The following is a 26444-nucleotide window of genomic DNA, read 5'->3' as shown; positions in this document are numbered from 1 at the left end:
AAGGAAAAATTTTCTCATCGCTCTTCTCCACCTTCAGTATTTTTTCCCAGCAATAAGAATTGCAATGGAATATGTACGCGGTTTCGCCACGCTCGTTCGGAATGATCGTGGCCCTCAAATTTTCGCGTCGTCCAATTCTTACCACGCTCAAACCCGGCCGAAATTACGCTCTTGTCCATGCGGTCTTGATAGCCTTCGTAGTTGTGATCAAGCGTGCGTGTACCATAGTCGAAATAGAGTCGATGCGTTGCGGGGTCAGGTAAACGCTCGGAAAAATAGGAAACCAACGCGCCATCCGCCAAAGGAAAATGCGGCGACACCATTCCGGCCGCGCCAAATACATCCGGATATTCGCTAATCGCATAGAGGGAGATTAACCCGCCCATTGAGCTGCCCATGATAGAAGTCTCTTCACGGCCCGGGCGCGTTCGATAAGCTGTATCAATATGCGGTTTCACAACTTCGGTCAAATAACGCAAATAGTTGTCCGCATTTAACTGGCCAATATCATCCCCCAAGTTGCTCGACCTCTCTGGATTTTTAATGTGAGCTTTCTGTGGGAAATAATCTGCATTGCGCGTTTCATCTACGCTATGCAGGGCAACCACTATAGCTTCGATTTCCAGGGCCATCAAAGCTTCATCCACGCCCCAGTCCCAGCCCGAATATTTAGATTGCGAAGGATCGAAAACGTTTTGACCGTCATGCATATAGAGAACAGGGTAACTCCGGTCAGGCGATGAGCCGTAAGACGCAGGCAGCCAAATTTCTATGTCCCTCGGCGCGACCAAATCCGACGACAATGTCAATCGCTCCACAGTTCCCGTGACGCCTTTAAAGTCACCAGCCATAGATGCAGGATCAACGGCTGTTTCGGTATTTACATCAGAGACAGAGGTACAGGCGGAGATCGCCATGCTGGCGAGTAAGACGGCCAACCAGCGGCTCATAGCTTGCGGAACCGAATAGCAAATCCACCCGAACGGGCCAACCGAAGCGACAAGGCGCTCTCCCTCGTCACACGCTGTGTGCGGATGTCCATGGCATAAGGGTTGTCCTCGTAATCAGCCTTAGCGCCATCCGCATAGATTTGAGCTTCATAATCCCCATCATCTAAAAAAAAGAGTTCATCGAACGTGATGTCGCGAGCGTCTGCATTTGTGACAGCACCGACGTACCAATCGTCGCTATTTCGGTCCTTGCGCGCGATGACTGCAAAGTCGCCTACGGAACCGTCGATCGCAATACTCTCTTCCCAATCGGTCGGAACATCTTTTATAAACTGAAATGCATCAGGCCGCTTTGCATATTCTTCAGGCGTATCGACAACCATCTGAATTGGAGAATAGAGCACAACATAAAGAGCGAGCTCTTTGGCCAAGGTATGTTCAATCCGAGATTTTGGGCTGTTGCGCGGAAAGTCCTTTCGTACAGGAGGAACTTCATTTGGTCGCAAAATAAATGCGCCAGCCGTATAATCCATCGGCCCCGACAGCATGCGCGTGAAGATCAAATTTGTGACATGATCAGGACCATTTGGCGGAACGCCCCAAGCGTTAAACTCCTGTCCTCGGGCGCCTTCGCGGCTGACCCAATTTGGATAGGTTCTTCTAAGCCCAGTGTCCTTTACAGGTTCATGCGGATTCATTGCAATCTGATGGTCATGGGCGCGCTTGACGACCTTTAGGTGGTGGTCCACCTGATGTTGACTATCGTGATATTCATAACGGGGCACACCGTTTTCGTCGATACGTTTGATATTCCCGTCATCCGCAACATAGCCAGATTTGATGACCCTCACTCCGCTGGCTTGGTATAGGTCCAGCGCGTCTTCTAATTGATCCTCATAGTTGGAAATATTGCCTGATGTTTCGTGATGGCCAATCAGGCGCGTCCCGACTTTTTCGCCATAGGCCGCAACGGCTTCGATGTCGAAATCGTCATAGGTTTCAGTGAAAGAGAAAACGTCGCCATTATTGAACCAATCATCATCCCAACCAATATTCCATCCTTCAACCAGAACGCCCACAAATCCGTTCTCAGCCGCAAAATCCATATAGCGTTTCGTCCGGTTGGTCGTCGCAGCATGAAGACCCTCCACATCGCCTTGTTTGACGCCCCACGTGCCATTTCGAACATGCTGGTCCCACCAAATTCCTGCGTATTTTCCAGGTTTAAAATACGACACGTCGCCGAGCGCATTCGGTTCATTCAAATTGAGAATAATATCCGAATTGATCAAATCGACAGCTTGACCTCCGATTTGGATCGTACGCCAAGGGGTTATCATGGGCAGAGACGTGACAACTTTTTTCCCGTCACTACGCGGTGCCAATGAAGCCTCCAATATACCTTCACGCTCTTGTTCGAGACTCATACCGGAATAATTGACCAGAGCGGCCTCGTGGATAGAAAGGTGCGTGCCGTTTTGCTTGCGAAACGTCGCGGGCGTGTGCGCCATTTGAATATCTGAAACAGGCGTGTTTCGATAAAGATATTCATAGCGATTATACATGCGCGAGGGAATCCACCAGCTTTCGGTGTCCCTCCCTAGATTGAATTCCGTGAGTTCATCTATGACAGAAACTGCCGCAGGTAATGCGGCCTGTTTCGGAACTTCATATCGAAACCCAATACCATCATCAAAAGCGCGAACACGGATATTGAATCTTATGCCTGGGGCGTTACTTCCAGTGGCGCGCCTAGCTTCTATGAATAGTTCTTGATGCGTGTCGCGCACAGTACGGCGCTCACCCCAAGGCTGCTCCCAACTTAAATCCACATTGCTCTTTTCAATGCCCATGATTTCAATATTCGCATCAGGACCAAATCCTTCCGCGAAGCGCAATCCGAGACGAGACGGCGCAACCGCATCTTCGCCTGCGAAGCTAACTGCATATTTCAATAGGCCGCCTTCGGTAAACACGCGCACATTTATTTCACCATCAGGACTGGAGACGCTGGCGGATTCCATAACTTCATTCCTCACCGCCTCTTGGCTTGTCGCTTTAGAGGCTTCGACAAATTCAGATTTGGCCTCCGCACAGGCGGTCAGTATTACGGCTGCACTCAGCAAAGCGGCTATGCGGATGGACATATTGGGCCTCCCCTTTATAATTTTCATTTCCTTTACATATTTTTGCAATAATTGGAAGCTAATTGCCAGTATTACCAATAATATCGTGTTTTTTTATTGCAAAATTTGTAAAATATGACACCTTCATGTTATGAAATCGGGCAAGCAAATCAGACGTATCGTAATTGTCGGAGGTGGATCCGCAGGCTGGATGAGTGCTGCAGCTCTCTCAAACGCCTTGGGCAATTCTGCGAACATCACGCTTATCGAAAGCGAAGCCATTGGCACCGTCGGCGTTGGGGAAGCAACAATCCCGCCGATACGCAAGTTCAATCAACGCCTAGGCATTTCTGAAGCTGACTTTGTCCGTGCCACTCAGGGCAGTTTCAAATTAGGAATTGAGTTCGCCGGCTGGACAAAAGAAGGGGAAAGTTATTTTCACCCCTTTGGGCATTACGGTGCGGATTTTGATGCCCACGTTCCTTTCCATCACTATTGGTTGTCTGACCACATCCATGGCCGTTCAGCCGGGCCATTGGACGATTACAGCATTTGCTATGCCGCGTCTAAATCCGGGCGCTTCGCACATCCCAACCGGGACCCTCGGCAAGTTCAATCTCGGTTAGACTATGCTTATCATTTTGACGCGACGCGCTATGCGGCCTTTCTAAGAACATATGCGGAAGCCCGGGGCGTCACCCGATTGGAGGCCCGCGTTACTGATGTAGCGTTAGATCCCGAAAACGGCCATATTCTAAACGTCAGTTTGGACAACAACCAATCTATTGAAGGCGATCTCTTCCTAGACTGTACTGGATTTATCGGGGTGTTGATTGAAGGGGCCATGAAGACGGGATACGAGGATTGGTCACGATGGCTGCCGTGTAATCGAGCGGTTGCTATTCCATCTGAAAGCAAGGGCGAACCCCTACCCTATACTCGATCCACATGCCGAGAGGCCGGGTGGCAATGGCGCATTCCGTTGCAGCATCGAACCGGGAACGGCTACGTCTATTGCGATCGTTTTTCGACGGCAGAGAAAGCCGAGCAAGTCCTACGAGATAACCTGGACGGCGCACCATTGGCAGACGCAAAACACTTGCGTTTCCTAACGGGACGCCGGAACAAATTTTGGAAAAAAAATTGTGTAGCAGTGGGTCTCTCAGCTGGGTTTATGGAGCCATTGGAGTCTACGTCACTTCACCTCATTCAATTCGCAATTATGCGTCTTCTGACCTTGTTCCCCGATACTGAAATGTCGCCGCTTTTAGCAGAAGAATATAATCGCCTAACAGTGGCAGAGTATGAACGCATACGAGACTTTCTTGTGTTACATTATATCGCCAATGAAAGAGACGAACCGTTTTGGAAAGAGATGGCAGCTTTGGAAGTTTCCGAGAGCCTTCAGTTTAAAATAGATCACTTCCGCGAAAATGGCGTCATTTCACTGGACGGCCGGGAGCTATTCGGAAAGCCAAGCTGGTTGGCCGTTCTCATCGGTCAAGGCGTTTTCCCAAAACGCGCGCCTGGACTGTCAGGCAGAGCCGCAGAACGCGGCATCCCTGTAAGCACTCGCTTTGCCCAAGTAAAAGATGCGATTACGGTCGCTACAGACACCATGCCTACGCATGCTGAAGCCATCCGTAATCTAATTGGGAACAACTAAACCGTTACATTTTTTGCAATGAACTCTGCGTGTGTCGGCAAGGGCTGAACAGTTTTTGAAATGAGCGCGTCCACGTCAGTTAAAAAATGCTCTAACTTATCGCTGCTCAACCTATCCGCCATACGATGGTAAGACCTAGGCATTAGACCCTGCCCGACCATGACCTGAACCCAACTGCTTTCCCGAAAGATATCATCAATCTCACGGTAGATGTGACCCGTTTCCTGGAACAGCTCCATCTTATGAGCCAAGCTGTCTGGCACCACCATGTTACGGCAATACCGCCAAAATTCCGTATCATCACGTTGGGTTTGCTTATAATGTAGAACCAAGAAATCGCGGACGAGCGCAAACTCCTTCCCAACGATCCGATTGTATTCGGCCCGGTTAGCTACGCCACAGTTCCTATCAGGAAAGTACTCCAAGAGGCGGGAAACATGGCTTTGCACGAAGTGAATGGAAGTCGATTCAAGAGGTTCCAAGAAACCAGATGACAGACCGAGGGATACGCAATTCTTTGACCAAAATTCGCGGCGACGGCCAGTGGTGAATGAGAGTTGCTTTGGCGTGCCAATGATGTCCCCGTCTAAATTCTCAACAAGGCGATCAGTCGCGTCCGCCTGCGTGGTAAACCCATCGCAATAAACATGACCATTTCCAGTCCGGTGCTGTAACGGAATGCGCCATTGCCATCCCGCCTCTCGGGCTGTTGATTGAGTGTACGGCAGCAGAGGCCCCGCGCTTTCACAGGCTGCCGCAACGGCGCGGTTGCACGGAAGGTATTCAGACCAATCTTCATATCCTACTTCCAGAGCACCGCCAATCAAAAGACCGCGAAATCCTGAGCAATCAATGAAAAGGTCGCCCTCAATATAATCGCCAGACTCCAGCTTTACAGAATTTATAAATCCACTTTCAGCATCTAAGCTCACGTCAACCACGCGGCCTTCCTGGCGATTGACACCCAATCTCTCAGAAAACGTTCGTAGATGCCTCGCATACAGCCCCGCATCAAAATGATAAGCGTAAGACAGTCCGCCCATTTGTGTGTTTCCAACGCGTTGGATTGGCGCAAATTTATGTGCATATGCGGCGCGGTGGTGGAGAGAGTAATCCCAGAGTGAGGCGTTTGATCCACCGAGTAATTTTGCGCGAAGCCAATAATGGTGAAACTTGAGGCCTGCTAAATCGAGCCCCGGATCGCCGAATGTATGTAAATAGCTCTCACCGAGATTACCCCAGTCATTAAACTCAATGCCAAGTTTGAAGCTTCCCCGGGTGGCACGGACGAATTCCGCTTCGTCAAGTCCGAGGCTCCCGTTTAACTTTCGGATTTGCGGGATTGTCGCCTCCCCAACTCCAACTGTGCCTATAGCATCAGATTCGACGAGTGTGATTTTGACTGTGTCGCCCAGGTATTTCGAGAGCGACGCGGCCGCAATCCAACCTGACGTGCCGCCGCCTACAATAACAACTTTTTGGATAGGGTCGTTCATGATCACATCCTAGCGCGGTAGAGCTTCAGTGCAATTAAATGCCGTACAGTAAAAAAAATGCCGCCAACGCATAAAGCGCGGGCGGCAAGGTTAAAACAGTAACTTGAGGGGAACTGCTCTATAAATTTTGAACTTAGAACTTCTTTGAAAGAGTGAAGTTATATGTCGTTCCGTAATCTTCGCGGCGGCGGACAAAGTCTTCACCAGCAGCTGTTGTATTTGTTGTGCGGAACGGTTCATCGGTGATGTTATAGACTTCAAAGTTGATGGAAGTTCCGTCCATCAACCCACCAAAGCTATCATCGAAATCATATCCAATTTGTGCATCCAGAATGGTTTCTGACAAAGCTTTTGCGCCGATGTTCTGACCATTAAACTGCAGGATTTCAGCTTGGAAGCCACTACGGTATCGTGCGTTCAGACGTGCCCGGAAACCGCTTTTTTCGTAGTAAATTTCGCCTGAGGCCGTCTCTGATGAGTATCCAGGAATATCAACTTCATTACCTTCAAATTCGACTGTGGCATCACTGTAAGTGAAGGCTGCGTTCACACCGAAACCAGAGAGGAGCTCGTTATCCGTAAGGTCTTCAAATGGCAGGCGAATGGCGATTTCAACACCAGACAAGTCACCCTTGCCGACGTTTGCGGGGCCGCCGACATTGATGAAGGCCGCATTGGGATTAGCAGAAACAAAATCTGAACCTAGGAATTGCGCGGCCAAAGATGCATCGCTAATAATTGTGTTCGAGCCTTGGACATAATCGTCAATATCTTTTACGAAACCTGCGATAGAAATTGCACCCGCAGGTGAGAAATAATACTCAGCCGACACGTCGCCATAGGTTGTTTCATAAGGACGTAAGAACGGGTTACCGCCACCAAATGACAAGCAAACATTAGCTGTATTCGCAGATACGTTCGCGAAGGAGTCAGGACGTCCATCTCCATCTGTATCCGGACACACGAGCGCGCTTGAGCTAACACCAAGATTGGCGGACAAATCGTTTATTTGCGGACGGGAAATTGCCTTACCAGCACCCATACGCAGAACGAGATTTTCGGATGCGTCAAATGAGAGATTTAACGTTGGTAACCAGTGCTCATAATCGTCACCGAGCGTATTTGCGGTGCCTGGACTAGACGCAAATGAGCCAAACTGACCGGTCGATTCTTGGTCAGTCACTACATATTGAAGGCCGACGTTACCGTTGATACGAGACACCTCTTCACCCAGCTTCAACATACCGTAAAGCGTCGTAACATTCTCTTGAATGTCCACAGTTGTAGTCGCAAATTGATCGAGACTATAGGTTCCGTTTTCGATCAGGTTGGACGGATCATAGGCAACAATATCAAATCCTATCGATCCGCTATCCGTGGACCCAATAACGTTTGTAATTGGCGATGTATTATTGGTGAAGCCCCCACCAGCACGCAATGCAGCTGGAATGTCGCTCGTGGACTTCTCGCGCCCTGTATATATCGCACCTGCCACGAGACCGTCGATGAACGGAATATCTAGTTCATGGCTCACCTCCGCGCGAAGCTGCATCAATTCATCATCAACCTCGTTATTACGGATAAAGCCAACTTGGCCCCATCCGCCTGGGTCCGTAAGGAATAGTGAAGACGCATCCGTGTAATCGCGGCCGGTTGCGATAGAATACTCGCCACTTGACGGCGTAGTAAAGGTGAAGTCATCCCGGAAGTCCGGGTTAAAATTGTCAGCACCATAGAGAATATTGCTGCCGAGACCGGCATAGCTTTCATAGTCAACACCATTGGATGAGACTGCGGAATACCCAGCATCAAACATAACCCGCGTTTTCTCGCCAACGCCAAATTCGACGTTACCACCGAGTGCGTAGATTTCAGCTTCGTTGCCTTGTGTGTCTGTCCGAAGAATAGCAGGGTTTTGTGTGTAAGATACGGAATCGACAAACGGACCAGTGCCCGTTGAGCTAGTCACAGTCGGCGGATTGTCACCTGTCCAAGCCGTTGCCAACGGCGTCTCTACGCCTCGGAATACACCAGTGTCATCGAAGTCAGAGTAGAAGCCGTCGAATGTGAAGGAAATATCGGCGGTAGGGTCAAACTGCAGCGTACCCGCAATGGACGTCCGCTCGAAATCGCGGGATTCAACACCGGATCGTGGGTTGTCCAACGGATAGGCCGTATTCGTCCCTGGCAATAGTCCAGTGCCCTGTGTTTTCAAGTCGCGTTGGAAAATTTGAGTAGGGTTGGACTGATGCGTGACACCTAAGGTAACACCAAAAGTGTTGGCATCATTCCGATACGTGCCGGAACCAAAGAGGCGATAACCGTCAGCACCAAAGTCTGGATTTAAATCGCCATTATCATTGATGACATATTTACCAGACACGACGAAGCCTTCATCTGTGTCCAAAGGTTTACGTGTCCGAAGGTCAACGGCGCCAGCAATACCAGTAGCGGCCAATCGCGCATCGGACGTTTTGTAAACAACGCCCTGCCCTATAAGCTCTGATGGAAACTGATCGAACTCGACGCCACGGTTTCCACTCGTAGAAACAACTTCACGTCCATTTAAAAGCGCAAGAGAGAATTGCGGGCCAAGACCACGAATAGAGATAGACTGCGCACGGCCACGAACACGTTGCGCCGTTACGCCTGGAAGACGGGCTAGCGAATCTGCAATGGAAACGTCAGGCAGCTTACCAATGTCTTCGGCCGTAATCGCTTCGATGATCGAGCCACTTTCGCGTTTTAACTTAAGACTGTCTTCAATCGATTGGCGAATACCCGTCGTTACAACAACATCTTCGACTTCTTCTTCAGCGACATCTTGCGCGAAGGCAGGAGCCGCAACCATCAACATGGCAAATGACGCCGTTCCCATAAGAAGCTGGCGACTTAGCGGTGACAACTCGATCATCGACTTATTCATTGGTTTTCCCTTCCGTTGCACCGTTTTATTTCATCGGCGCTATTATCAATTAAGGGATCAAACGTTTAATGGTTTAACCCTATTGAAACTCGCTTACACTTTTTTGCAATCATTTTGCAAATATTTTCTTCGGCCTTCTCCAAATTTACAAAAATTGTGGCAATTTGGACACAAAATCCCAGTTTAACGGCGTTTTCACTCAAAAATATCCAAAATATCAATGCAAACTTTTGCAAAAAGGCTTGCAAGAAGCTTTGCTTTGAAGCTAGAAGACCGAAAAGACGACTTTTAAGATTTAACTTCCAGCCGTCAGTAAAGGGATCCAATAATGAAACAGTTTGCGAAGAGATCATTATGCGGCGCCCTGTTAGCAAGCAGTGTAGCCTTTGCCATTTCAGCTTGCGCACCAACCGTTGATGCCCAACCACAAACAGCTAAGCCCCCCACCTTCGCGGCAATGCCTGATCGCATACCGCAAGACGAGATCGTCTACTTCGTTCTGCCCGATAGGTTTGAAAACGGTGACCCATCCAATGACACCGGCGGCTTTACGGGCGGAGCTCTGCAGCATGGATTTGATCCAACGAATAAAGCCTTTTATCTTGGCGGAGATTTACGAGGCCTGACGGCGCGATTAGATTATATCCAAAGCATGGGGGCCACGGCGATTTGGCTGGGTCCAATATTTAAGAATAAACCTGTTCAAGGCGCGCCAGGGCAAGAGAGCTCTGGTTATCATGGATATTGGATCACCGACTTCACGGCTCCCGACCCTCATTTGGGAACGAAAGAAGATTTGAAGACCTTCGTCGATGAAGCGCATGGTCGCGGGATGAAGGTTTATATGGACATTATAACTAACCACACTGCCGATGTGATCAGTTATAGAGAATGTTACGACCCTAATTATTCCGGTGCCGATAAAGTCGATGGCCCTTGTACATATCGTTCTGTTGCAGATTTCCCCTGGACAACCAAAGGCGGCCCAACGGGCGAACCAATCAACAATAGGTTTTTAGGAGATGCGCCCCACGTGCACACGGCAGAAAATTTTTCCAATCTAACAAATTCGAACTATGCCTACACACCCTACATTCCCGCGGGCGAAGAGACAGTTAAAACGCCCGCATGGCTGAATGATCTTCAATATTACCATAATCGCGGTGAGACGACTTGGGCAGGTGAGAACTCTATCTATGGCGACTTCGCAGGTTTGGATGACCTCTTCACCGCGCATCCTCGTGTCGTTGACGGCATGATTGAAATCTTCAAAGACTGGATTACAGAATATGAGATTGACGGGTTTCGAATAGATACGACCCGTCACGTCAACCCTGAATTCTGGCAGCAATTTTTACCAGCTATGAAAGACCATGCTGCCAGCTTGGGCAATCCGAATTTCTATATGTTCGGTGAAGTCTATGACCCTGACCCTGGCGCGCTAGCCCGTTTCACAACTGTTGACGGATTCGACCAAGTCTTGGATTTCGGTTTTCAGGCGGCGGTCTTTGATGTTGTATCTGGCAAGGAACCAACTTCCCGACTCGATACCTTTTTGAGGGCTGATGATATATATGGGCCTGGTGCTGAAAAAGGGCTTAATCAACCCACATTCCTTGGCAATCATGATATGGGCCGCTTCTCTGGATTGTTGAAAGCTGAAAAACCTTCAATGAGCCAGACAGAGCTCCTCGCGCGCACGCAGCTTGGGCACGGGCTGATGATGACCATGCGCGGCGTACCCGTCATATATTCGGGCAGCGAACAAGGTTTTGTATCTGATGGGGGTGACCAGCTCGCGCGCGAAACACTCTTCCCCAGCAAAGTTGAGGTTTACAACGACAATGATCTTATCGGGACAGACGCGACGACCGCAGAGGCAAACTTTGACACCGAACATCCGCTTTATAGGTACATCGCCGATATGTCGGCGCTTCGGGCTAAGCACGCGAGTTTTCGTCGCGGGGCTATGGAAACGCGGCTTACGGAACTGGACGGGCACGCCTTTGCATTCTCCCGTTTCGACCCAATTGACGGCACGGAATATCTTGTCGTTGCAAACATATCGTCAGAGCCGCGTATAGTGAACACACGCATCGAGCCGAATACGACCCAGTTTTCAGCATTACGCGGAGACTGCCCGGTTGAAGCAGTCACGACCGCGACTGCAACCGTCACTATTCCGGCATTTGGTCTAACAATATGCAAAGGCAATGGCCGCGCGGAGCGTCATATCAAATGAGTGAAGGAGTCGATACACTTGTGGTTGAAGACGTCTCACCAGCGCATCCGGCTTCGGATGATGCGCCGTGGTGGAAGGGCGCGCTGATTTATCAGATCTATCCTCGCAGCTTTCAGGATACAAATAGGGACGGCATTGGCGATCTGCCTGGCATTACACGACGGCTGGAGTACATAGCATCTTTAGGTGTTTCTTGCATTTGGATTAGTCCGTTTTTCACATCGCCCATGGCGGATTACGGATATGATGTCTCAGATTTTTGCGACGTTGACCCAATATTTGGAACTCTAGCAGACTTCGACATTTTGATAAAAAAAGCTCACACTGTTGGGCTCAAGGTAATTATTGACCAAGTCTATAGTCACACCTCGGACCAACATGAGTGGTTTATAGAGAGCCGATCTTCGCGCACTAATGATAAATCTGATTGGTATGTGTGGGCAGACGCAAAAGCTGACGGTTCCCCGCCGAATAATTGGCAATCCGTGTTTGGTATGGGTGCTTGGCAATGGGATGCGCGGCGCGGTCAATATTACTTGCACAATTTTTTAGTCGAACAGCCGGATCTAAATTTACACAATCCGGTCGTTCAAGCCGCAATTCTAGACGTGACTCAGTTTTGGCTAGACCGCGGCGTAGACGGCTTTCGTATTGATGCCTTGAACTTTGCTATGCATGATCGGGCGCTTCGCGATAATCCTGCCGAAACAGAATTTAAACGCCCGCCCACGCGACCTTTTGATTTCCAACGTCATGAAATGAATATGAGTCAGCCAGAGCTTTTGCCTTTCATCGAACGGATCGGCAACGTTATTCAAAATGCTGGCGCGGAGAAATTCACCGTCGCCGAAGTTGGCGGACCGCGCCCACTTTCGGAAATGAAGTCCTTTACGCAAGGAAATAAACGCCTGAGCTCTGCTTATGCATTCGACTATCTTTACGCTGAACAAATTTCGGCGGACCTTGTCAGAAAAACTCAGAAAGAGTGGCCTGGAATAGAGGGTGAAGGCTGGCCTAGTTGGGCGTTCGAAAACCATGATGCGCCGCGCGCTGTGACCCGCTGGAAGGGCTCAAATCCATCAAAACAATATTCAAAATTATTGGTGCTTTTGATGGCAGCTCTGCGTGGAAACGGGTTTATATATTACGGCGAAGAACTTGGTCTCGAACAAGGTGAAATAGATTTTGATGACTTAAAAGATCCAGAAGCCATTGCGAATTGGCCGGAAACGCTGGGCCGCGATGGCGCGCGAACACCCATGCCTTGGGACGGGAATACGAATGTCTATGCAGGATTTTCAGACGCCAAACCCTGGCTACCTCTACAGGACAACCACGCTTCTGCGTCAGTTGCACTGCAATCGAAAGATCCAAAAAGTGTTTTAAATTTCACAAAGCAGGTCATTGCCTTACGAAACGGGTGTGACGTCCTACGCCGAGGCGAAATACAATTCCCAAGCGAAGGTGAACTTCTTGTTTTTGATCGAATGCACGGCGGGAAAATACGTCGTTGCGTCTTCAACCTTGGAGACAACAATTTAGCCTATGATGGACAAGTCGATATCGATGTGTCTGTCGGAAGTGTTGGCTCACTCATTTGTCCCGGGTCAGGCTTCATCAGTAAGGCAAGTTAAGCCCCACAGCTCTCCCGTTGAATGAGTTCGGTTGGCAAACGCTCTGTCTGCATATCGTTTGGTGTCTCGGCATTTAGAAGCTTCATAACCATGAGACGTCCTGCTAGCGGTAAGTCTTGCCCGATAGTCGTCAGAGGGGGTTCAATATACCTCGCGAGTTGAATGTCGTCATAGCCAACCACAGCGACATCACCGGGCACAGTTTTCCCATGCTTTCGCAAAGCCCTAATGACTCCTATTGCGATGAGGTCTGAACTACAAACGGCTGCGTCAAATTCGGTCCCACGGCGGATCAACGCATGCATAGAATTGGCGGCAGACTCGATTTCAAAATGCGCCGGAAAAACGAGGCTGGGATCAAACGCTAAACCTGCTTGATCCAAAGCTGTTTTATACCCCTCAAAACGCTGACTAATTTCAGGCGCATTGGTATCTCCAAAAAACGCGATTCGCCGCCGACCCAGACGCGCCAAATGCGCTGTCGCTTTCCGGCCGCCACGGATATTGTCTGACCCAACTGACGTGTATTCTTGCCCTTTCAGCTCACCACCCCAAACGATAAACTTCATCGGGTGACCTACGAGACGATTAAGGCGTTCGTGCAAAAAACTTTGTCCTAAAAAGATAATTCCTTCAGAGCGCGTGCCGTCCATCAAGCGTGAGAGATCGTCATAATTTTGTGGATCGGCATGACTGACAAGATAATCGCATTGCAAAGACCGAGCTGCTTCTCCGATACCGCCAAGAAGCTCTTGGAAAAACGGGTCAAGAAGCCAGCCCTCCCGGCCTTGTGGTTTCGGTACGATAATAGAAATCGTCGCCTTAGCAGACCACCTAGAGTTAACAGGCAACCCTCGCATGTTATAGCCCTGCACGCGCGCAAGTTCCCATATGCGGCGCTTCGTATCGTCATTGACGACAGGGCTATCCGCGAGGGCGCGAGATGCCGTAGCAATCGATACACCAGCAGCTTTTGCAATATCGTCAAGTTTGACTTTTTTGACCACAGTTCAATCGACCTCTTCATAGGGCACAAAGATAAGTAGCGCTGCGCCGAAAATCATCACTGAGCCCCCGACCACAAGTGTTAGGATAGATTGCCCACCCAGCAGCTTTGTCAACACCGTTCCCATAATTGTACCAACTATCAACTGAGGAATGACAATAAAGTAGTTAAATATACCCATATAAGTGCCCATCCGCTCTGCTGGGAGCGCATCCGCGAGGATTGCATAAGGCAATGTAAGCACACAGGCCCAAACAATTCCGATGCCAATTGCGCTCACCCAAAAAAGGCTAGGCTCAAGCTTCCAGATAGCAATGAAAGACAATCCTCCAACAATCAATGCCAGAGCATATGTCAGTTTCAATCCAATCGCCCGGGTAATCAGGGGGATTAAGAGCGAAAAACCCCATGCCACCAGTGAATAAACCGCGAAGATATTATTTACCGCTAAAGAGCCATCTCCATAGGCTTTGGCAGACGGGTCGCTTGTCCCAAAATGGAAAGATGTGACCGCGGGCTGCAAATAAACCCACAGTGTAAAAAACGCGAACCACGAACAGAATTGCACAAGCGCGAGGCGCTTCATTAAAACTGGCATGGTGGCTAGATCGTCCATCAATGACCCAACCATGCCCGGCGCGCGATCAGACTTTAGCCGAAGACTATTATATCCTAACAATAAAGCTAAGATGCCTACCATCACGGCAAAGACCGCAAGCTGTCGTTCAGCAACGCCCACTGCGATAAGGCTGAACGTTAGAGCTGAGACTATACCAAACCCAAATGCGGCAATTCCAAATGAACGCGCGGGCGGGACGAAGCGGTCAGCCTGACGTGCGAGAGCTAGAGCTGAGGTTTCCGAAGCCTCAAAGATTTCGAGTTCCTCTGACGAATATTCATTTGTGGTAAAAATTGTCCAGAGGACAGACAAGAACAAAAGTCCCGCCCCGATGAGAAATGCGACTTTGACACTATCTGGGACCGCTAGACCATTGGCTGTATTAGAGGCGCCAACAGTTGTTGCCCATTCTGGAAGCTTAGAACCGACATACCCGCCAGCACCAATAAAGAAGCCTTGGATCGCATATCCCAGCGTTCGTTGTCTTGTGTTGAGATTATCTCCCACGAAAGCGCGGAATGGCTCCATCGAAATATTTAGCGCGCTATCCAAAATCCATAAAGAGCTGGCCGCAATCCAGAGTGCCGGTGAGTTCGGCATGAAGATGAGCGCGAAGCTCGCTAGTAACGCACCTAGCAAGAAATAGGGACGTCGCCGTCCAAATCGAGTCCATGTTCGGTCCGAAAAATACCCCACAATAGGCTGAATTATGAGACCCGTCACAGGCCCTGCGAGCCAAAATAGAGCCAAAGTATCGGGCTCGGCGCCTAGAGAGGAAAAAATACGAGATCCATTCGCATTTTGAAGCGCAAACCCGATCTGGAGTCCGAAAAACCCAACGGCCATATTGAGGATGGAGAGAAGTGGTAAGCTAGGTTTGAGCGCGCCTAGTGCGTCAGAGTTGCCAGTGTTGGACATCGTCATGGAGTTCCCTTTTTACAACTCTTAGACCCGCTTGTCAGCAGTTGCAAATTATCTACAATTTTAATGCAATTATTTACATAGTGAAGCAAGACACAATAATTTCGTGACTGCTATGGGACTGCACAGCCCTCACAGATGGCTTTGTCACGGTAATGCAGGTTTTCAGACATTCCACCAATGCACAGCGATGAAAGCATGAAGTTTCTCCCGAAACCGCTACCATCCAATCATTCTCAAACCGTCAATTTGGGTCCAATTTCGTTCCAACATAGTTTTCTGGGATGCCAGGAAAATCATGAAAACTAACGGGTTCAATGCTCAGATGTTCTCATCAGAAACAGAGAACGAAAACCACAAAAATTCTGATCCAGCCATCAAACTCAAAAACTGCTTTCGCCCGACGCTCAGATCTACAATCTCATCAACCATCGACGCCATCTCATTTCAAAAAACACGCTCCTGATGTTCGGGGATGAAAGTAATTTGGAATGGGCACTGGCGACAACACCAATGTCTCCGCGAACGCTAAATTGCGGCAATGGAAGCTCATAGTCGTGGACGTGACAAAGCCGTGCAAAGTAATAAAGTAAATTTAGGTTTTCACCTTATGAGGCGACTAAAAATGAATTCATTGAGAACTTTGCCCCTTTCACAGGCCTTCAAAAAGGCGACTTTGACCATTATTCTGGGTTCACTCGCTACATCTGGCTTCGCAAGTGAATCTGATACGAAAATAAACCAGTCCGTGTCTATCGACGACATATTTAGCAATTCTATGGTCCTTCAAAGAAGCGCCCCGATTAAATTTCGCGGGACAGCAAAGAGTGGGGAACCTTTTTCCCTTGAATTTGCGAGCGAAAACAAAACAGTCCAACCCAATGCTGACGGGCGGTGGAGCGCCAGTTTTACAGCATTACCTGAAGGCGGACCGTTCAATTTGGTCGTAGAAGGAAAGGAAGTCATCTCCGATATATTGATAGGGGATGTATTTTTATGCTCAGGTCAATCCAATATGGAATATCCTATTTATCGAGCGCTTAACCCTGACCGGGAGTTAAGCGCGGAGCATCGCCAAAATATTCGATTGATTACGATCCCAAAAGCCACCGCACTGACGCCAGAATACAATTTTGAGCCTGATAGTAATTGGGTTGTCGCGAATTCAGAAACCTTAAGAAACTTTTCCGCCGTTTGCTATTTCACAGCGCGTGATCTGGAGCTAGCCGCCGAGGTTCCAATTGGCCTAATCGATGCGTCATGGGGTGGTACTAAAATCGAAAGCTGGATGAGTGTTGAAAGCCTGAAAACCACAGGACAGAGAACAAATGATATAGATTTGTTCGAGATTTATACAGATGACAAAAGAGCAGGCATGGAAGTGTTTGGTGAAATGTGGGACGATTGGTGGCGCAACCGAAATCCTGACAAGGCAGAGCCTTGGCTGGAACCCAGCAGATATGACTGGACAGACGTTCCAGATTTCACCAACTGGAAAAACTGGGGTTTGGCGGGGCTCGAGAATTATAATGGGCAGGTTTGGTACCAGACAGATTTCATTCTCACGAAGGCGCACACCGAGGCCAGCTATATTGAACTGGGATCAATTGATGAATTGGATCATGTCTGGATCAATGGACAAAGGGTCGGCACACAGTTTAGTTGGGGCGGAGACCGCCGCTATCCAATTCCAACAGGCCTCCTGAAATCCGGGGTAAACTCTATCGTAGTCAACGTTGCGAGCGCTTGGGATATGGGAGGCATGATGGGTCCAAAAAGCGCCCTCAAACTGACCAATGACGCTGACATTGACATCGCCCTATCAGACTGGTCCTACCGAAAAGCTGAACAGCCAGGAATGGATGCCCCCTTTGCGCCTTGGGAGTCGGTATCTGGTATTACGGGAATTGGCAACGCAATGCTCGGACCACTACGAGGCCTAAAAATCAAAGGCGGGTATTGGTATCAGGGCGAGTCCAATGCCGGAGATGAATATTCATACGAACCTTTGTTAAACGGACTTTTGCAGGACTGGAAAACATACTTTGGCGATGACGCGAAAATGGTTATCATCCAACTGCCAGAATTTGGATCCGTGAGTGACACCCCCGTTGATAGCGGATGGGCCAAGATTAGGGAGGCCCAAAGGCAAGTCGCATTGAAATCAGAAGATGCCGCGCTCGTTGTCGCGATGGGCACCGGCGATGCCTACGATATCCATCCACCCAATAAGCAGGAAGTCGCGCACCGCGCGGCCGACGCCGCCGAGAACTTATTTTACGGGAAAGACAATGCTAATACCAATCGAGACCCACTCGAAGCAAAGCAATCCAGTATTGACGTCACTGTCGCATTATCGGGTTCCAATCGCGCGCTAAAAACACTCTCATCAAATCATGTCATTGGATTAGAGCTCTGCAGCCCGACGCTATGCCAATACGTCATGGGTCAGGTCGAGGACAGTAATCTAATTATCAGCAGGCCGCAAAGCCTGAGCGCGACAAAGGTCCGATATAATTGGTCGGACGTGCCATATGGCAATCTTTTTGATGAGTCCGGTCTTCCAGTGGGACCCTTTGAAATTGCTATCGACTAGTTGCACTAATCTTTTGGCTCTCGAGCGGACCGAGATAGCTTTCCTGTATATCGCCTTGGTTTACCTCAACGCGTTGGAAGACCACACCAGGATCTATGCGCCATAATTTTACGCGATGCTGCCCCGCCGCGTTGACAGAAAAGTCGTGCGTGAGCGTGATTGCATTATTAGCTACGGCTTCGTTCCAAAAAACATCTGTATCCGAGGGAACAGCTTTCAAAGTCTGAGTTTGAGCAATTTGATCATTAACAGACGTGGCAAATGTCAATCCCCCTTTACCCCAATAATCGAGGCTCGGAGCAACAGAGACGGCAAGCCGATAATCTCCTGCCTTAGGCAGAATCACGTCATAAACCAGATGGGGACTGTCCTTACCCAATGTGGAAGGTTTAGCCGAGACTGGATAGGCCGCGACGGCAGATCCGGTTCGGGAAAGGTTGTCTATTGTCTTCCATGTCACATTCCCATTAAGGGCTTGGCTATAGTTTTGGGCATCAATGGCAATGACGCCATTGTTCATCACATAACCTGACAGGTTATTAGAATACTCAAGTCGCAATAGAGGCACCTCAACTACCTGAGTATCGTTGTCATCGTTCACGATTTCGATTTCGGCAATAGACGCTCCCACTGGCACCACCTTCCAATTAACGGTGATATTTATGAGTTCTTCCTGATCGAGCGTCCCTGATAATTTGGATAGCGTGACACCCTCTGTTAGGGAATTAGCTTTCCAGGGCAGAGGTTCCTTACCCGTATTGAATAAGGTGAAACTGGCGGCTTGATCGTGAACATTGTCGATTCTCGGGGTCCGGGCAATAGCTTTGCCGCCGGAATAGGCCGTCACCTCACTGGCGATTGACACGAAAAGATCTCCGTTGATCGGTACATCAATTCGCGTGATCTCCGGCATATTGTTCTGATCAGGCTGCTGCCAATAGGTATATCCTATGTGGGTTTGCGACGCGAAATGGTTCCATTTTCCATCCGCAATTTCCGTGTGGTAATAATCAGTCAGCTCTGCGTCGCGAGCAAATAAAGCTTCCACCTTATCAGCCCAGTCATTGGCAGAGGCTCGGCCCTGCTTAGCGTAAAGCTTATTCTTTGCCGCCGCTATGTATAGGTGGTTTAAATTGGAGCTAGCTTTAATCGGCCACCAAACTAGTTGGTCATAGGCATCATGGTAGCGCTCATCGAGATCCGTACGAACAATGTCAGCAAGTTGCTCCAACTTAACCCATTCTTCCCAAACACGCTCTGCCTCATTGTAATTGATGAGACTGAAGGTGTCGGGTGAAATTAGCTCCGGCTTTCTACGGGCATTAAGTTTGGTATATCCTTTTATCAGAGCACCAATCTCGGCTGCGTGTTCAGGCCCGAATTGATTGCTGGACCAGCTCTCGTAATAATTTGGTAGGTCCTCTAATGAGGTAAAGTCGTTGTCCCAACCCATATCCAGGAAGAAACTGATAGGAAATTCCATAGGTTTAAGATCGCCAACATTGACGATCCAAAGCTCATCCGCACCATATTCACTAGCCAGATGCATTTGCTCCCAAACCCGTTCAATCTGCGTCGTGTTCAGCCATTTATAGTTCCTAGGCCCCCCGACATAATCAAAATGATAGTAAATGCCGTAACCGCCATCGCGCTCGGCATCGAGCTCTGGCAAGCGGCGAATATTGCCCCAATTATCATCCGCAAATAATAAGATCACATCTTCCGGAACACGCATGCCTTGATCGTAATAATCCTGAACCTCCTTGTAGAGAGCCCAGACTTGCGGTGTTTCCTCCGCTGGCTTTCCAGTAACGTCAGTAATAATTTCACGCTGATCTTCGACGATGTTTTCCAACAGAGAAATGGCCGTACCTTCGGTCATCGCCTCGTCCCCGTCACCACGCATACCGATCGTAACAAGGACTTCATTATCCTTCATACGCTCCATACCCCCGCGCCAGAAATCCTTCAGATTTTCCTCGTTGATGTTATAATCCCATGCTCCATCTCCATAGCGTTCCCATTCAACATGGGCACGCCCCAAAGGCTCATGGTGAGATGTTCCAACAACTATGCCATAGTTTCGAGCCAAGGCGCTATTGTCCGGATCGTCGTCGTAATAGGCTTTGCCCCACATAGCTGGCCAAATATAATTGCCCTTTTGGCGCAGAATTAATTCGAAAACTTCAGCGTAAAATTCATCGCCAAACCCACCATAGTTTTCATTCACCCAGCCATAGAGCGCCGGGTTTTCATCATTTAAGAATATTCCCCGATATTTGACATCGGGCTGATCGCTGCGTTGTCCAGCCGTCAGGTAAAGAGTTTCTTTCTCCCGGATCGGAACATCCGCCCACCAATGCCATGGTGACACACCCATCCGTTCAGAGAGATCATAAATTCCGTAGATCGTACCCCGCATATCAGATCCGGCAATGACGAGGGCTTGACTTACGCCCTCGACCGGCTCGTCAACAACAGCTTGGGTATAGCCTTCCCAGACTCCATCAATGGACGAGATATCCAACTTCCCTTCGGAAATCATCGTCTGCAAAAGTTCGGAGGTTTGAACATTACCGACGATAATGACCCGCCCTTTATCCAGATTTGGAGTTCCGCTGACCGCAACAAGGTCATTTTCAAAAGACTTTACTGCCTGCAATATTGCAGGCTCCGCGTCGTCCTCTACACGGATGGAGGTTGCGACACCGTCTACAATTAATTCAAAGCTGCCAATAGCTGCATTTTCGCAAACAACGACCGCTCCCTCGCAGACTTCAACCACGGTAAACGGCATGGCGTCGGATTGCGACACTTCCTCTGAACCGCTGCAAGCGTTTAGGAATGCTGACAGCAATAAACATTTGAAAATGGTAGAGAGTGGATGTTTCATAGCGGTTAGTATCTCCGTTTATTTCGGGTCTTGAACGTAAAGCCCGAAGACTGCGCCGACAAATCCCCCTGCCGTCCGGGTACTCAGGATTTTGCCATCCAGATCAGTCCTTAAATCGGTCCAGCTCTGGTTATCCGTGCTATAAGCGAAATCATAAGCACCGCCTTTGGCCTCAATTCTCAAATAAAGCGGCAAGCTCATATCTTTTGGCAACGCATTGGATGCAACAACTTCCCCGTTGATTGGATCATCCCCGCCGGCCTTGCGTCGGAGTTGCATCATATGATCACCAGTGGCGTTTTTCGTAACGCCTAAGGCATAAAAATAATCGTCGCTTTGAAAAGCCGCCAATCCTGTCTCTGTACCAGCAGCCACAGGCAATTGGTCAATCTTGGTTGTTGCCGTGGCATTGAGATGTTGCTGACGACGTCCGAGCATGGTTGGCTGCTCGCCCTCGCCCAAGCCAGTACCTATATCCATGATATGGAGCTGTCCGTCATCCACACTGTGCCAATTTAATTTTGGCACACGCGGCATCATCCAATAAAATGGAAGCTCCGCTGTTTCAAAATCGTCCATGATAATGAAATTGCCAGAGATCGGGATGGCAGGGGCATCGGTTACAGGAAGGGCCGGCCGAGATTGTACATAACCCACCTTCTCTTCGCCTTGGATGATGATCGGCCATCCGTCTTCCCAACGAACAGGCATAAGGAATGTTTCGCGTCCGGTATTATAAAAGTCGCCTTCATAGGGCCGCACGGCCAAGAATGTGGCCCACCAATCGCCTTTCTCATCTATCACATAATCGGCGTGTCCAACTGAGGTAATGGGGTTGTCGCGATCCGGGTCCAAATGCCGATGCGTCATAATGGGGTTGCCTTCAAATGGTCTATAAGGTCCCTCAACTTCACGCGACCTTAGTATGACTTGCGAATGCCCGACGGCTGTTCCCCCTTCCGCCGCGCTGAGATAGTAATAGCCGTCCTTGAAATAGATATGTGGGCCTTCAATCCAGATGGGATTTGCTTCAGGACGCACGCCGCCATCGATCAAGACTTTAGGCTCTGAAATCGACTCGAATGTTTCCGGGTCGACGGCCCGTATCCAAATGGCACGATGGCCTTGATATCTGGGTTCCCCAACAGGAGCATCGTTATTCATGAGATAAACGGTGCCGTCATGGTCAAAATATAATGACGGATCAATACCACCCACCTCAGGCAACCAAATCGGATCAGACCAAGGTCCCGCAGGGTCCTCAGCGGTAACAACAAAATTTCCGCCGCAATCCACGCAGGTATTCGCTACATAAAATGTGCCGTCGTGGTATTCAATTGTCGGTGCAAAAACTCCGCGAGAGAGCCCCAATCCGTCAAAATTCAACATGCTTGGCCGATCAATCACATTGCCTATTTGTTTCCAGCTAACAAGGTCAGTGCTCTCAAAAACAGGAATTCCGGGAAAGTAGGAAAAGGTGGAGTTGACCAGATAATATTTATCGCCAGCCTGCGTAATACTTGGGTCAGGATAAAATCCGGAAAGGACTGGATTTCGATACTGCGTCCATGCCTCAATCGGTGAGGAGTGAACAGGATCCGCCCCCTCATATTTAAGCCAGTCAAACCGGGCGGTGGATTCAGAATTCAGGTCGGCAGTTTCATTGACACTTTCAATACTGCCTGCACAACCACTCAGGGCCACCGCACACCCAAACGCCAATATTGAGTTTAAAAAATCAGATCTCATTTGCTACTCTCCGGTAAAAACCAACTGACGTTTAGAATTTAGATGCTGCTCATCGAAGCATTCTCAAACCCTCTCGCAACAACATCACGCAAAGCGCCAGAGCCAGAGCCAGAGCCAGAGCCAGAGCCAATTGCCGTACTGGAAGCCACACCCTTACAGCGCGTACCAACAGCGAAAAACTTTTCGGAAAAGGTAGCGTTCAATGTCAATTCTGGAATGAAAGCAAACTTACCTTGTTCAATATCAGTCACCGCCTCAGGTGTGACTGTTAAAGAAGCACAAGCAGCCAATCGTAGAACACCGCTACCTGCTCCCAAAAATTTCCGCTGGTCCACGCGCGCTTTACTCCCTGTTTATTCTAGTTTTTGAGAACCATCTAAAGAAAATTGACAACGTTGTCAAATTTTGCGGTAGTTTGACATCGGTATATTTAAGGTTACTTTTTCCCGATCGGTCACTATTAGTACAAGAACTTCTACAACCGAGCTTATTTTGGAACGAAAAAAAGCCTAGACCCGCCACACCATTTTTAGGGCTTTGTCACGTTGATGTCAGTTCTCAAAAAATCTGCTCATTTCCAGCGATAAAAACCGCAATCTAAACCCATCACCGATTCCATCCAGACATTATCCAACAGGCTCCCTGGCCCTAATTCCAGTTCAACTCGAGTTTTCAAGACGTCACGGAACCCATTATGGAACGCGGCTTCAATGTTTCATACGAACCTATTCTGAGAGCTTGATAAGTTTCGACCCACATTTTCTGAAGCGTATATAGTCTCGATCTGAAAGTACTTCGCCTGTTTGTCATTTAGACGAAGTCTGCATAAAGATAGGTAGGAAAATAGTTTTCTTATGGCGAGCCGATGATGACGAAGGAGCGGTTCTGAACACTGTTGTTTGCAGATGGCGGAATCCTAAAGCGACGACGTGTCCGCAGCGTACATCCCTAAAGAACCAAAGGTCAAAAAAAGTGGCATACCGCAACGGCCTTAGGTCGCGCTTAAGAAAGCAACTAAATGAAAACCGTCAAGCGCTCAGATAACGCGACAAGGCCGCTAACCAATATGAAATTTGAACTGACCGCTACTGGGTGGGGAGCTTCTCATTTATCGCGCCAGAATGCAGCACGGGGGCAGCCTCAATATTTTCCGCGTCGATAATTGAAGCGACCTGCTCCAAGGCGGCAACCAACATGGCCTGTTGCCAGCTAGGAATTTTCTCAAATCGTGTCCTGAAGGTTTCTTGCAACAGGTTCGGCGCTGACAAGATCGCGGCTTCCCCCTCTGGTTCCAGTTTCACCCAAACCTTGCGTCTGTCTTCGTCGCTTTTCCGCCGGGAAACGAATCCTCGCTCCACCATTTTATCGACAAGCGCCGTGATCGTTGCGTGTTTGAGATGGGTAAGTGTTGCAATTTCCCCTGCGGAAGTTTCGCCGCGATCCTGCAGATGCAGTAATACATTCAGCTGAGAAGGCGTAAGTCCTACAGTCTGCGCCAAAATCTTTGACGCTTGATCTGTACGTTGCTGAATCTTGCGAAGGGCAATCAGCGCATCATTGACTCTGGTCGTCACGATCTACTTTCTTTGACTATCTATAAGCGGACCAAGCGACCGCTTTAGCGGGCCGAGATATGGTTCGAATTTCCGCCATTGTCCAACACCGTTTTTATTGATCGGTTTACGCACTTGCTCTGAACTTGCGGTACGGACGGCACGATCAGTTTTGTAAAACTCTAAGCAGCCAGTCTCGAACGGAAGTTCGCAATAATCCAGTATTCGTCGCACTTGCCCAGCTAGGTCATCTAACACATCCTCATGATCAACTCGCAATATGCGCCCTTTCGGTAAGACTTCATCCCAATGCGCCATCATTTCAACATAGGCCACGTAATATTCACCTATGTCAGTAAGGTCATAGGTAAACTCCTGTCCTTCAGCGAAGAGTTGTTTGAACCCTGACCAGCAGCAATCCAATGGGGAGCGGCGCGCATCAATGATCTTTGCATTGGGTAAAAGGGCATGGATCAAACCTAAGTGCCAAAAATTATTGGGCATCTTGTCGGTAAAGAATGCCGCGCCGTGTCGGTGAATTTTCGTCGCCTGAATATATTCTTCGCCAAGACTACGGAGCTCGTCAGCGCTCATATTTTTCAATATTCGCGGATAAAGGTCGCGATCCGTTATTTGATTGCGACCTCTTAACCGGTGAACAATCGAGAGGATGTTTGGCAACTCCAATGTACCGTCAACCTGACTATGAGAGGCTAGGATCTGCTCAATTAAAGTGGACCCCGCGCGCGGCAAACCGACGATAAAAATCGGGTCGGGAGCTTTAGCTCCATGTCCTACTAATCCCTCAATCGTCGATCTGGTGACATGCTTGACTTGTGCGTCAAGTTGTTCGCGCATTTGCGTCGTGGTGTACCGGGTTTGCTTTGATTTCAATCCATTGCCTAAGGCGTAATTCTCAAAAGATCTTTCGTAATCGCCGCCATCTTCAAAGGCTTTGCCCAACGCAAAGGCGATGTGAACGCGGCCCATAAATGCGAGATTTGGATTTTGCTGTATCGACTGAAGTGTATCGAGCTCTTCGGCTGAGAATTGATATGTCTTTAAATTGGCCAGCGCCGACCACGCATCCCCTGCCCCAGCGTCAGCTTTGACGGCCGCGCGGTAAGATGCAATTGCCTCGTCTGACTTGCCATAGGTTTTCAGCGCATGCCCACGTGAGGTCAATGTCGTAGAGTCGTTGGGAAGGATCTTCAGAATTTCATCGAACAGGTCGAGCGCGCGTTGATAATCACCCGATTGCATGGATTCGATCGCGTAGAGCGACTGAAAGACAGGACGAGTTGGGTCTTTATCATATAGACGTCGCGCTTGCTCTAGGCTCTGCGCAAACCTTTGTCGTTTGCGTAGGACTTGAATAAAATCAATGCGCAGTTGGATATTTTCAGGCTCGAGCAAGATCGCTGTTTCGAGCAAAAACTCCGCGTCATCATGAACACCCAAACGAGTCCCAATTTCGGCGAGCAGGCGCATGCCTTCAACATGTCGCGGGTTCTTCAACAAGAAGCTACGTGCGATTTGCTCGGCTTGCAGAACACGGCCTTCGTAAAGGTGATTGGTCACTGCAAGGAGGTCGCGCGGAAGCTTTTGCAGACGAAGCACTTGCGCCTCGGCTACTTGCGCATCAGTCGCACGTCCCATTTCATGCAATAGCGTGGCTTGCGCGTTCCAGCTCGCGGTGAGGGTCGGGTTATATTGGGTCGCGAGCTGAAACGCTCTCAGCGCGCGATCAGTTTTGCCTGTACGGAGACATAAATGGCCATCTTCTTGAAAGGCGCGCCCATAGTCTGGAGAGGTTTGCTTGAGCCTCTCCAGATATTCTTGGGCGGAGGCCTCATCATTCACATAACGTGCGCAGACGGCAGCCATATAAAGCGCATCTCTATGTTCGGGGAGCTGTTCCAGAAAAGGGCCTAGCTGGGCTTGAGCCGTGTCGAAGGCCCCCGATTGCATATCCCGGCGGACGCCTGACAAAATGGCAGCTATCTCTATGTCAGTGTAAGTCACGCCTTATCTAAACGCGCAAAGCCTCGATGGATCAAGGCTTTG

The 26444-nt window shown here is 49.1% G+C and carries 15 protein-coding genes and 1 pseudogene; 5 read left to right on the top strand and 11 right to left on the bottom strand.

Annotated elements, in window-relative coordinates; all coding sequences use genetic code 11:
- Positions 1–14: 14 nt before the first annotated feature.
- Together IE073_RS10640 and IE073_RS10635 are read right to left on the bottom strand one after the other, a co-directional pair.
- Entirely contained in the window at positions 15–950 is a 936-nt protein-coding gene (locus IE073_RS10640; RefSeq protein ID WP_189585469.1) for an alpha/beta hydrolase, read from the bottom strand.
- Entirely contained in the window at positions 947–3097 is a 2151-nt protein-coding gene (locus IE073_RS10635) for a glycoside hydrolase family 97 protein (RefSeq protein WP_189585466.1), read from the bottom strand. Before IE073_RS10635 ends, IE073_RS10640 begins: the two co-directional genes overlap by 4 nt.
- A 130-nt stretch (positions 3098–3227) precedes the next feature.
- Between IE073_RS10635 and IE073_RS10630 the strand changes: the two genes are divergently transcribed.
- A complete protein-coding gene (locus IE073_RS10630; protein WP_189585463.1) occupies positions 3228–4742 on the top strand; it encodes a tryptophan halogenase family protein in 1515 nt (504 codons plus the stop codon).
- On the opposite strand, the gene IE073_RS10625 is transcribed toward IE073_RS10630, so the two are convergent.
- Positions 4739–6238: a tryptophan halogenase family protein gene (locus IE073_RS10625; RefSeq protein ID WP_233350010.1), complete on the bottom strand. Its 1500-nt coding sequence runs from the start codon at positions 6236–6238 to the stop codon at positions 4739–4741. The genes IE073_RS10630 and IE073_RS10625 overlap by 4 nt on opposite strands.
- Positions 6239–6371: 133 nt before the next feature.
- Entirely contained in the window at positions 6372–9164 is a 2793-nt protein-coding gene (locus IE073_RS10620; protein ID WP_233350008.1) for a TonB-dependent receptor, read from the bottom strand.
- Between the two features lie 328 nt (positions 9165–9492).
- On the opposite strand from IE073_RS10620, the gene IE073_RS10615 reads away from it, so the two are divergent.
- Entirely contained in the window at positions 9493–11406 is a 1914-nt protein-coding gene (locus IE073_RS10615) for an alpha-amylase family glycosyl hydrolase (protein WP_189585460.1), read from the top strand.
- The gene (locus tag IE073_RS10610) at positions 11403–13040 is read left to right on the top strand and encodes an alpha-amylase family glycosyl hydrolase (RefSeq protein WP_189585457.1); all 1638 of its coding nucleotides are present in this window, start codon (positions 11403–11405) and stop codon (positions 13038–13040) included. The genes IE073_RS10615 and IE073_RS10610 overlap by 4 nt, the downstream gene beginning before the upstream one ends.
- Here IE073_RS10610 and IE073_RS10605 read toward each other — a convergent pair.
- Entirely contained in the window at positions 13037–14047 is a 1011-nt protein-coding gene (locus IE073_RS10605; RefSeq protein WP_189585454.1) for a LacI family DNA-binding transcriptional regulator, read from the bottom strand. The genes IE073_RS10610 and IE073_RS10605 overlap by 4 nt on opposite strands.
- A gap of 3 nt (positions 14048–14050) precedes the next feature.
- Positions 14051–15589 carry an MFS transporter gene (locus IE073_RS10600; protein WP_233350006.1) on the bottom strand — a complete coding sequence of 513 codons (1539 nt, stop codon included), beginning with the start codon at positions 15587–15589 and terminating at the stop codon, positions 14051–14053.
- A 622-nt stretch (positions 15590–16211) separates the two neighbouring features.
- On the opposite strand from IE073_RS10600, the gene IE073_RS10595 reads away from it, so the two are divergent.
- A complete protein-coding gene (locus tag IE073_RS10595) occupies positions 16212–18182 on the top strand; it encodes a sialate O-acetylesterase family protein (RefSeq protein WP_189585452.1) in 1971 nt (656 codons plus the stop codon).
- Here IE073_RS10595 and IE073_RS10590 read toward each other — a convergent pair.
- From IE073_RS10590 to IE073_RS10580, 3 genes are read right to left on the bottom strand one after another with little or no spacing between them, the layout of a single operon-like run.
- Complete coding sequence (locus tag IE073_RS10590) at positions 18172–21075, bottom strand: glycosyl hydrolase 115 family protein (RefSeq protein ID WP_189585449.1); 2904 nt, start codon at positions 21073–21075, stop codon at positions 18172–18174. The genes IE073_RS10595 and IE073_RS10590 overlap by 11 nt on opposite strands.
- Before the next feature lie 18 nt (positions 21076–21093).
- Complete coding sequence (locus IE073_RS10585; RefSeq protein WP_189585446.1) at positions 21094–22824, bottom strand: glycoside hydrolase family 43 protein; 1731 nt, start codon at positions 22822–22824, stop codon at positions 21094–21096.
- Positions 22825–22862: 38 nt separating this feature from the next.
- The gene (locus IE073_RS10580; protein WP_189585442.1) at positions 22863–23159 is read right to left on the bottom strand and encodes a hypothetical protein; all 297 of its coding nucleotides are present in this window, start codon (positions 23157–23159) and stop codon (positions 22863–22865) included.
- A 481-nt stretch (positions 23160–23640) separates the two neighbouring features.
- Here IE073_RS10580 and IE073_RS14305 point away from each other — a divergent pair.
- Positions 23641–23868, top strand: a pseudogene (locus IE073_RS14305) (hypothetical protein); the annotation flags it as partial.
- A gap of 41 nt (positions 23869–23909) precedes the next feature.
- Here IE073_RS14305 and IE073_RS10575 read toward each other — a convergent pair.
- Together IE073_RS10575 and IE073_RS10570 are read right to left on the bottom strand one after the other, a co-directional pair.
- A complete protein-coding gene (locus IE073_RS10575; RefSeq protein ID WP_189585439.1) occupies positions 23910–24398 on the bottom strand; it encodes a MarR family winged helix-turn-helix transcriptional regulator in 489 nt (162 codons plus the stop codon).
- A gap of 3 nt (positions 24399–24401) precedes the next feature.
- Positions 24402–26348 carry a sulfotransferase gene (locus IE073_RS10570; RefSeq protein ID WP_189586288.1) on the bottom strand — a complete coding sequence of 649 codons (1947 nt, stop codon included), beginning with the start codon at positions 26346–26348 and terminating at the stop codon, positions 24402–24404.
- Positions 26349–26444: the final 96 nt, after the last annotated feature.

Source organism: Litorimonas cladophorae (assembly GCF_014652455.1).
GTDB classification, from domain to species: domain Bacteria; phylum Pseudomonadota; class Alphaproteobacteria; order Caulobacterales; family Maricaulaceae; genus Litorimonas; species Litorimonas cladophorae.
This window is presented reverse-complemented; position numbering and strand designations above follow the sequence as displayed.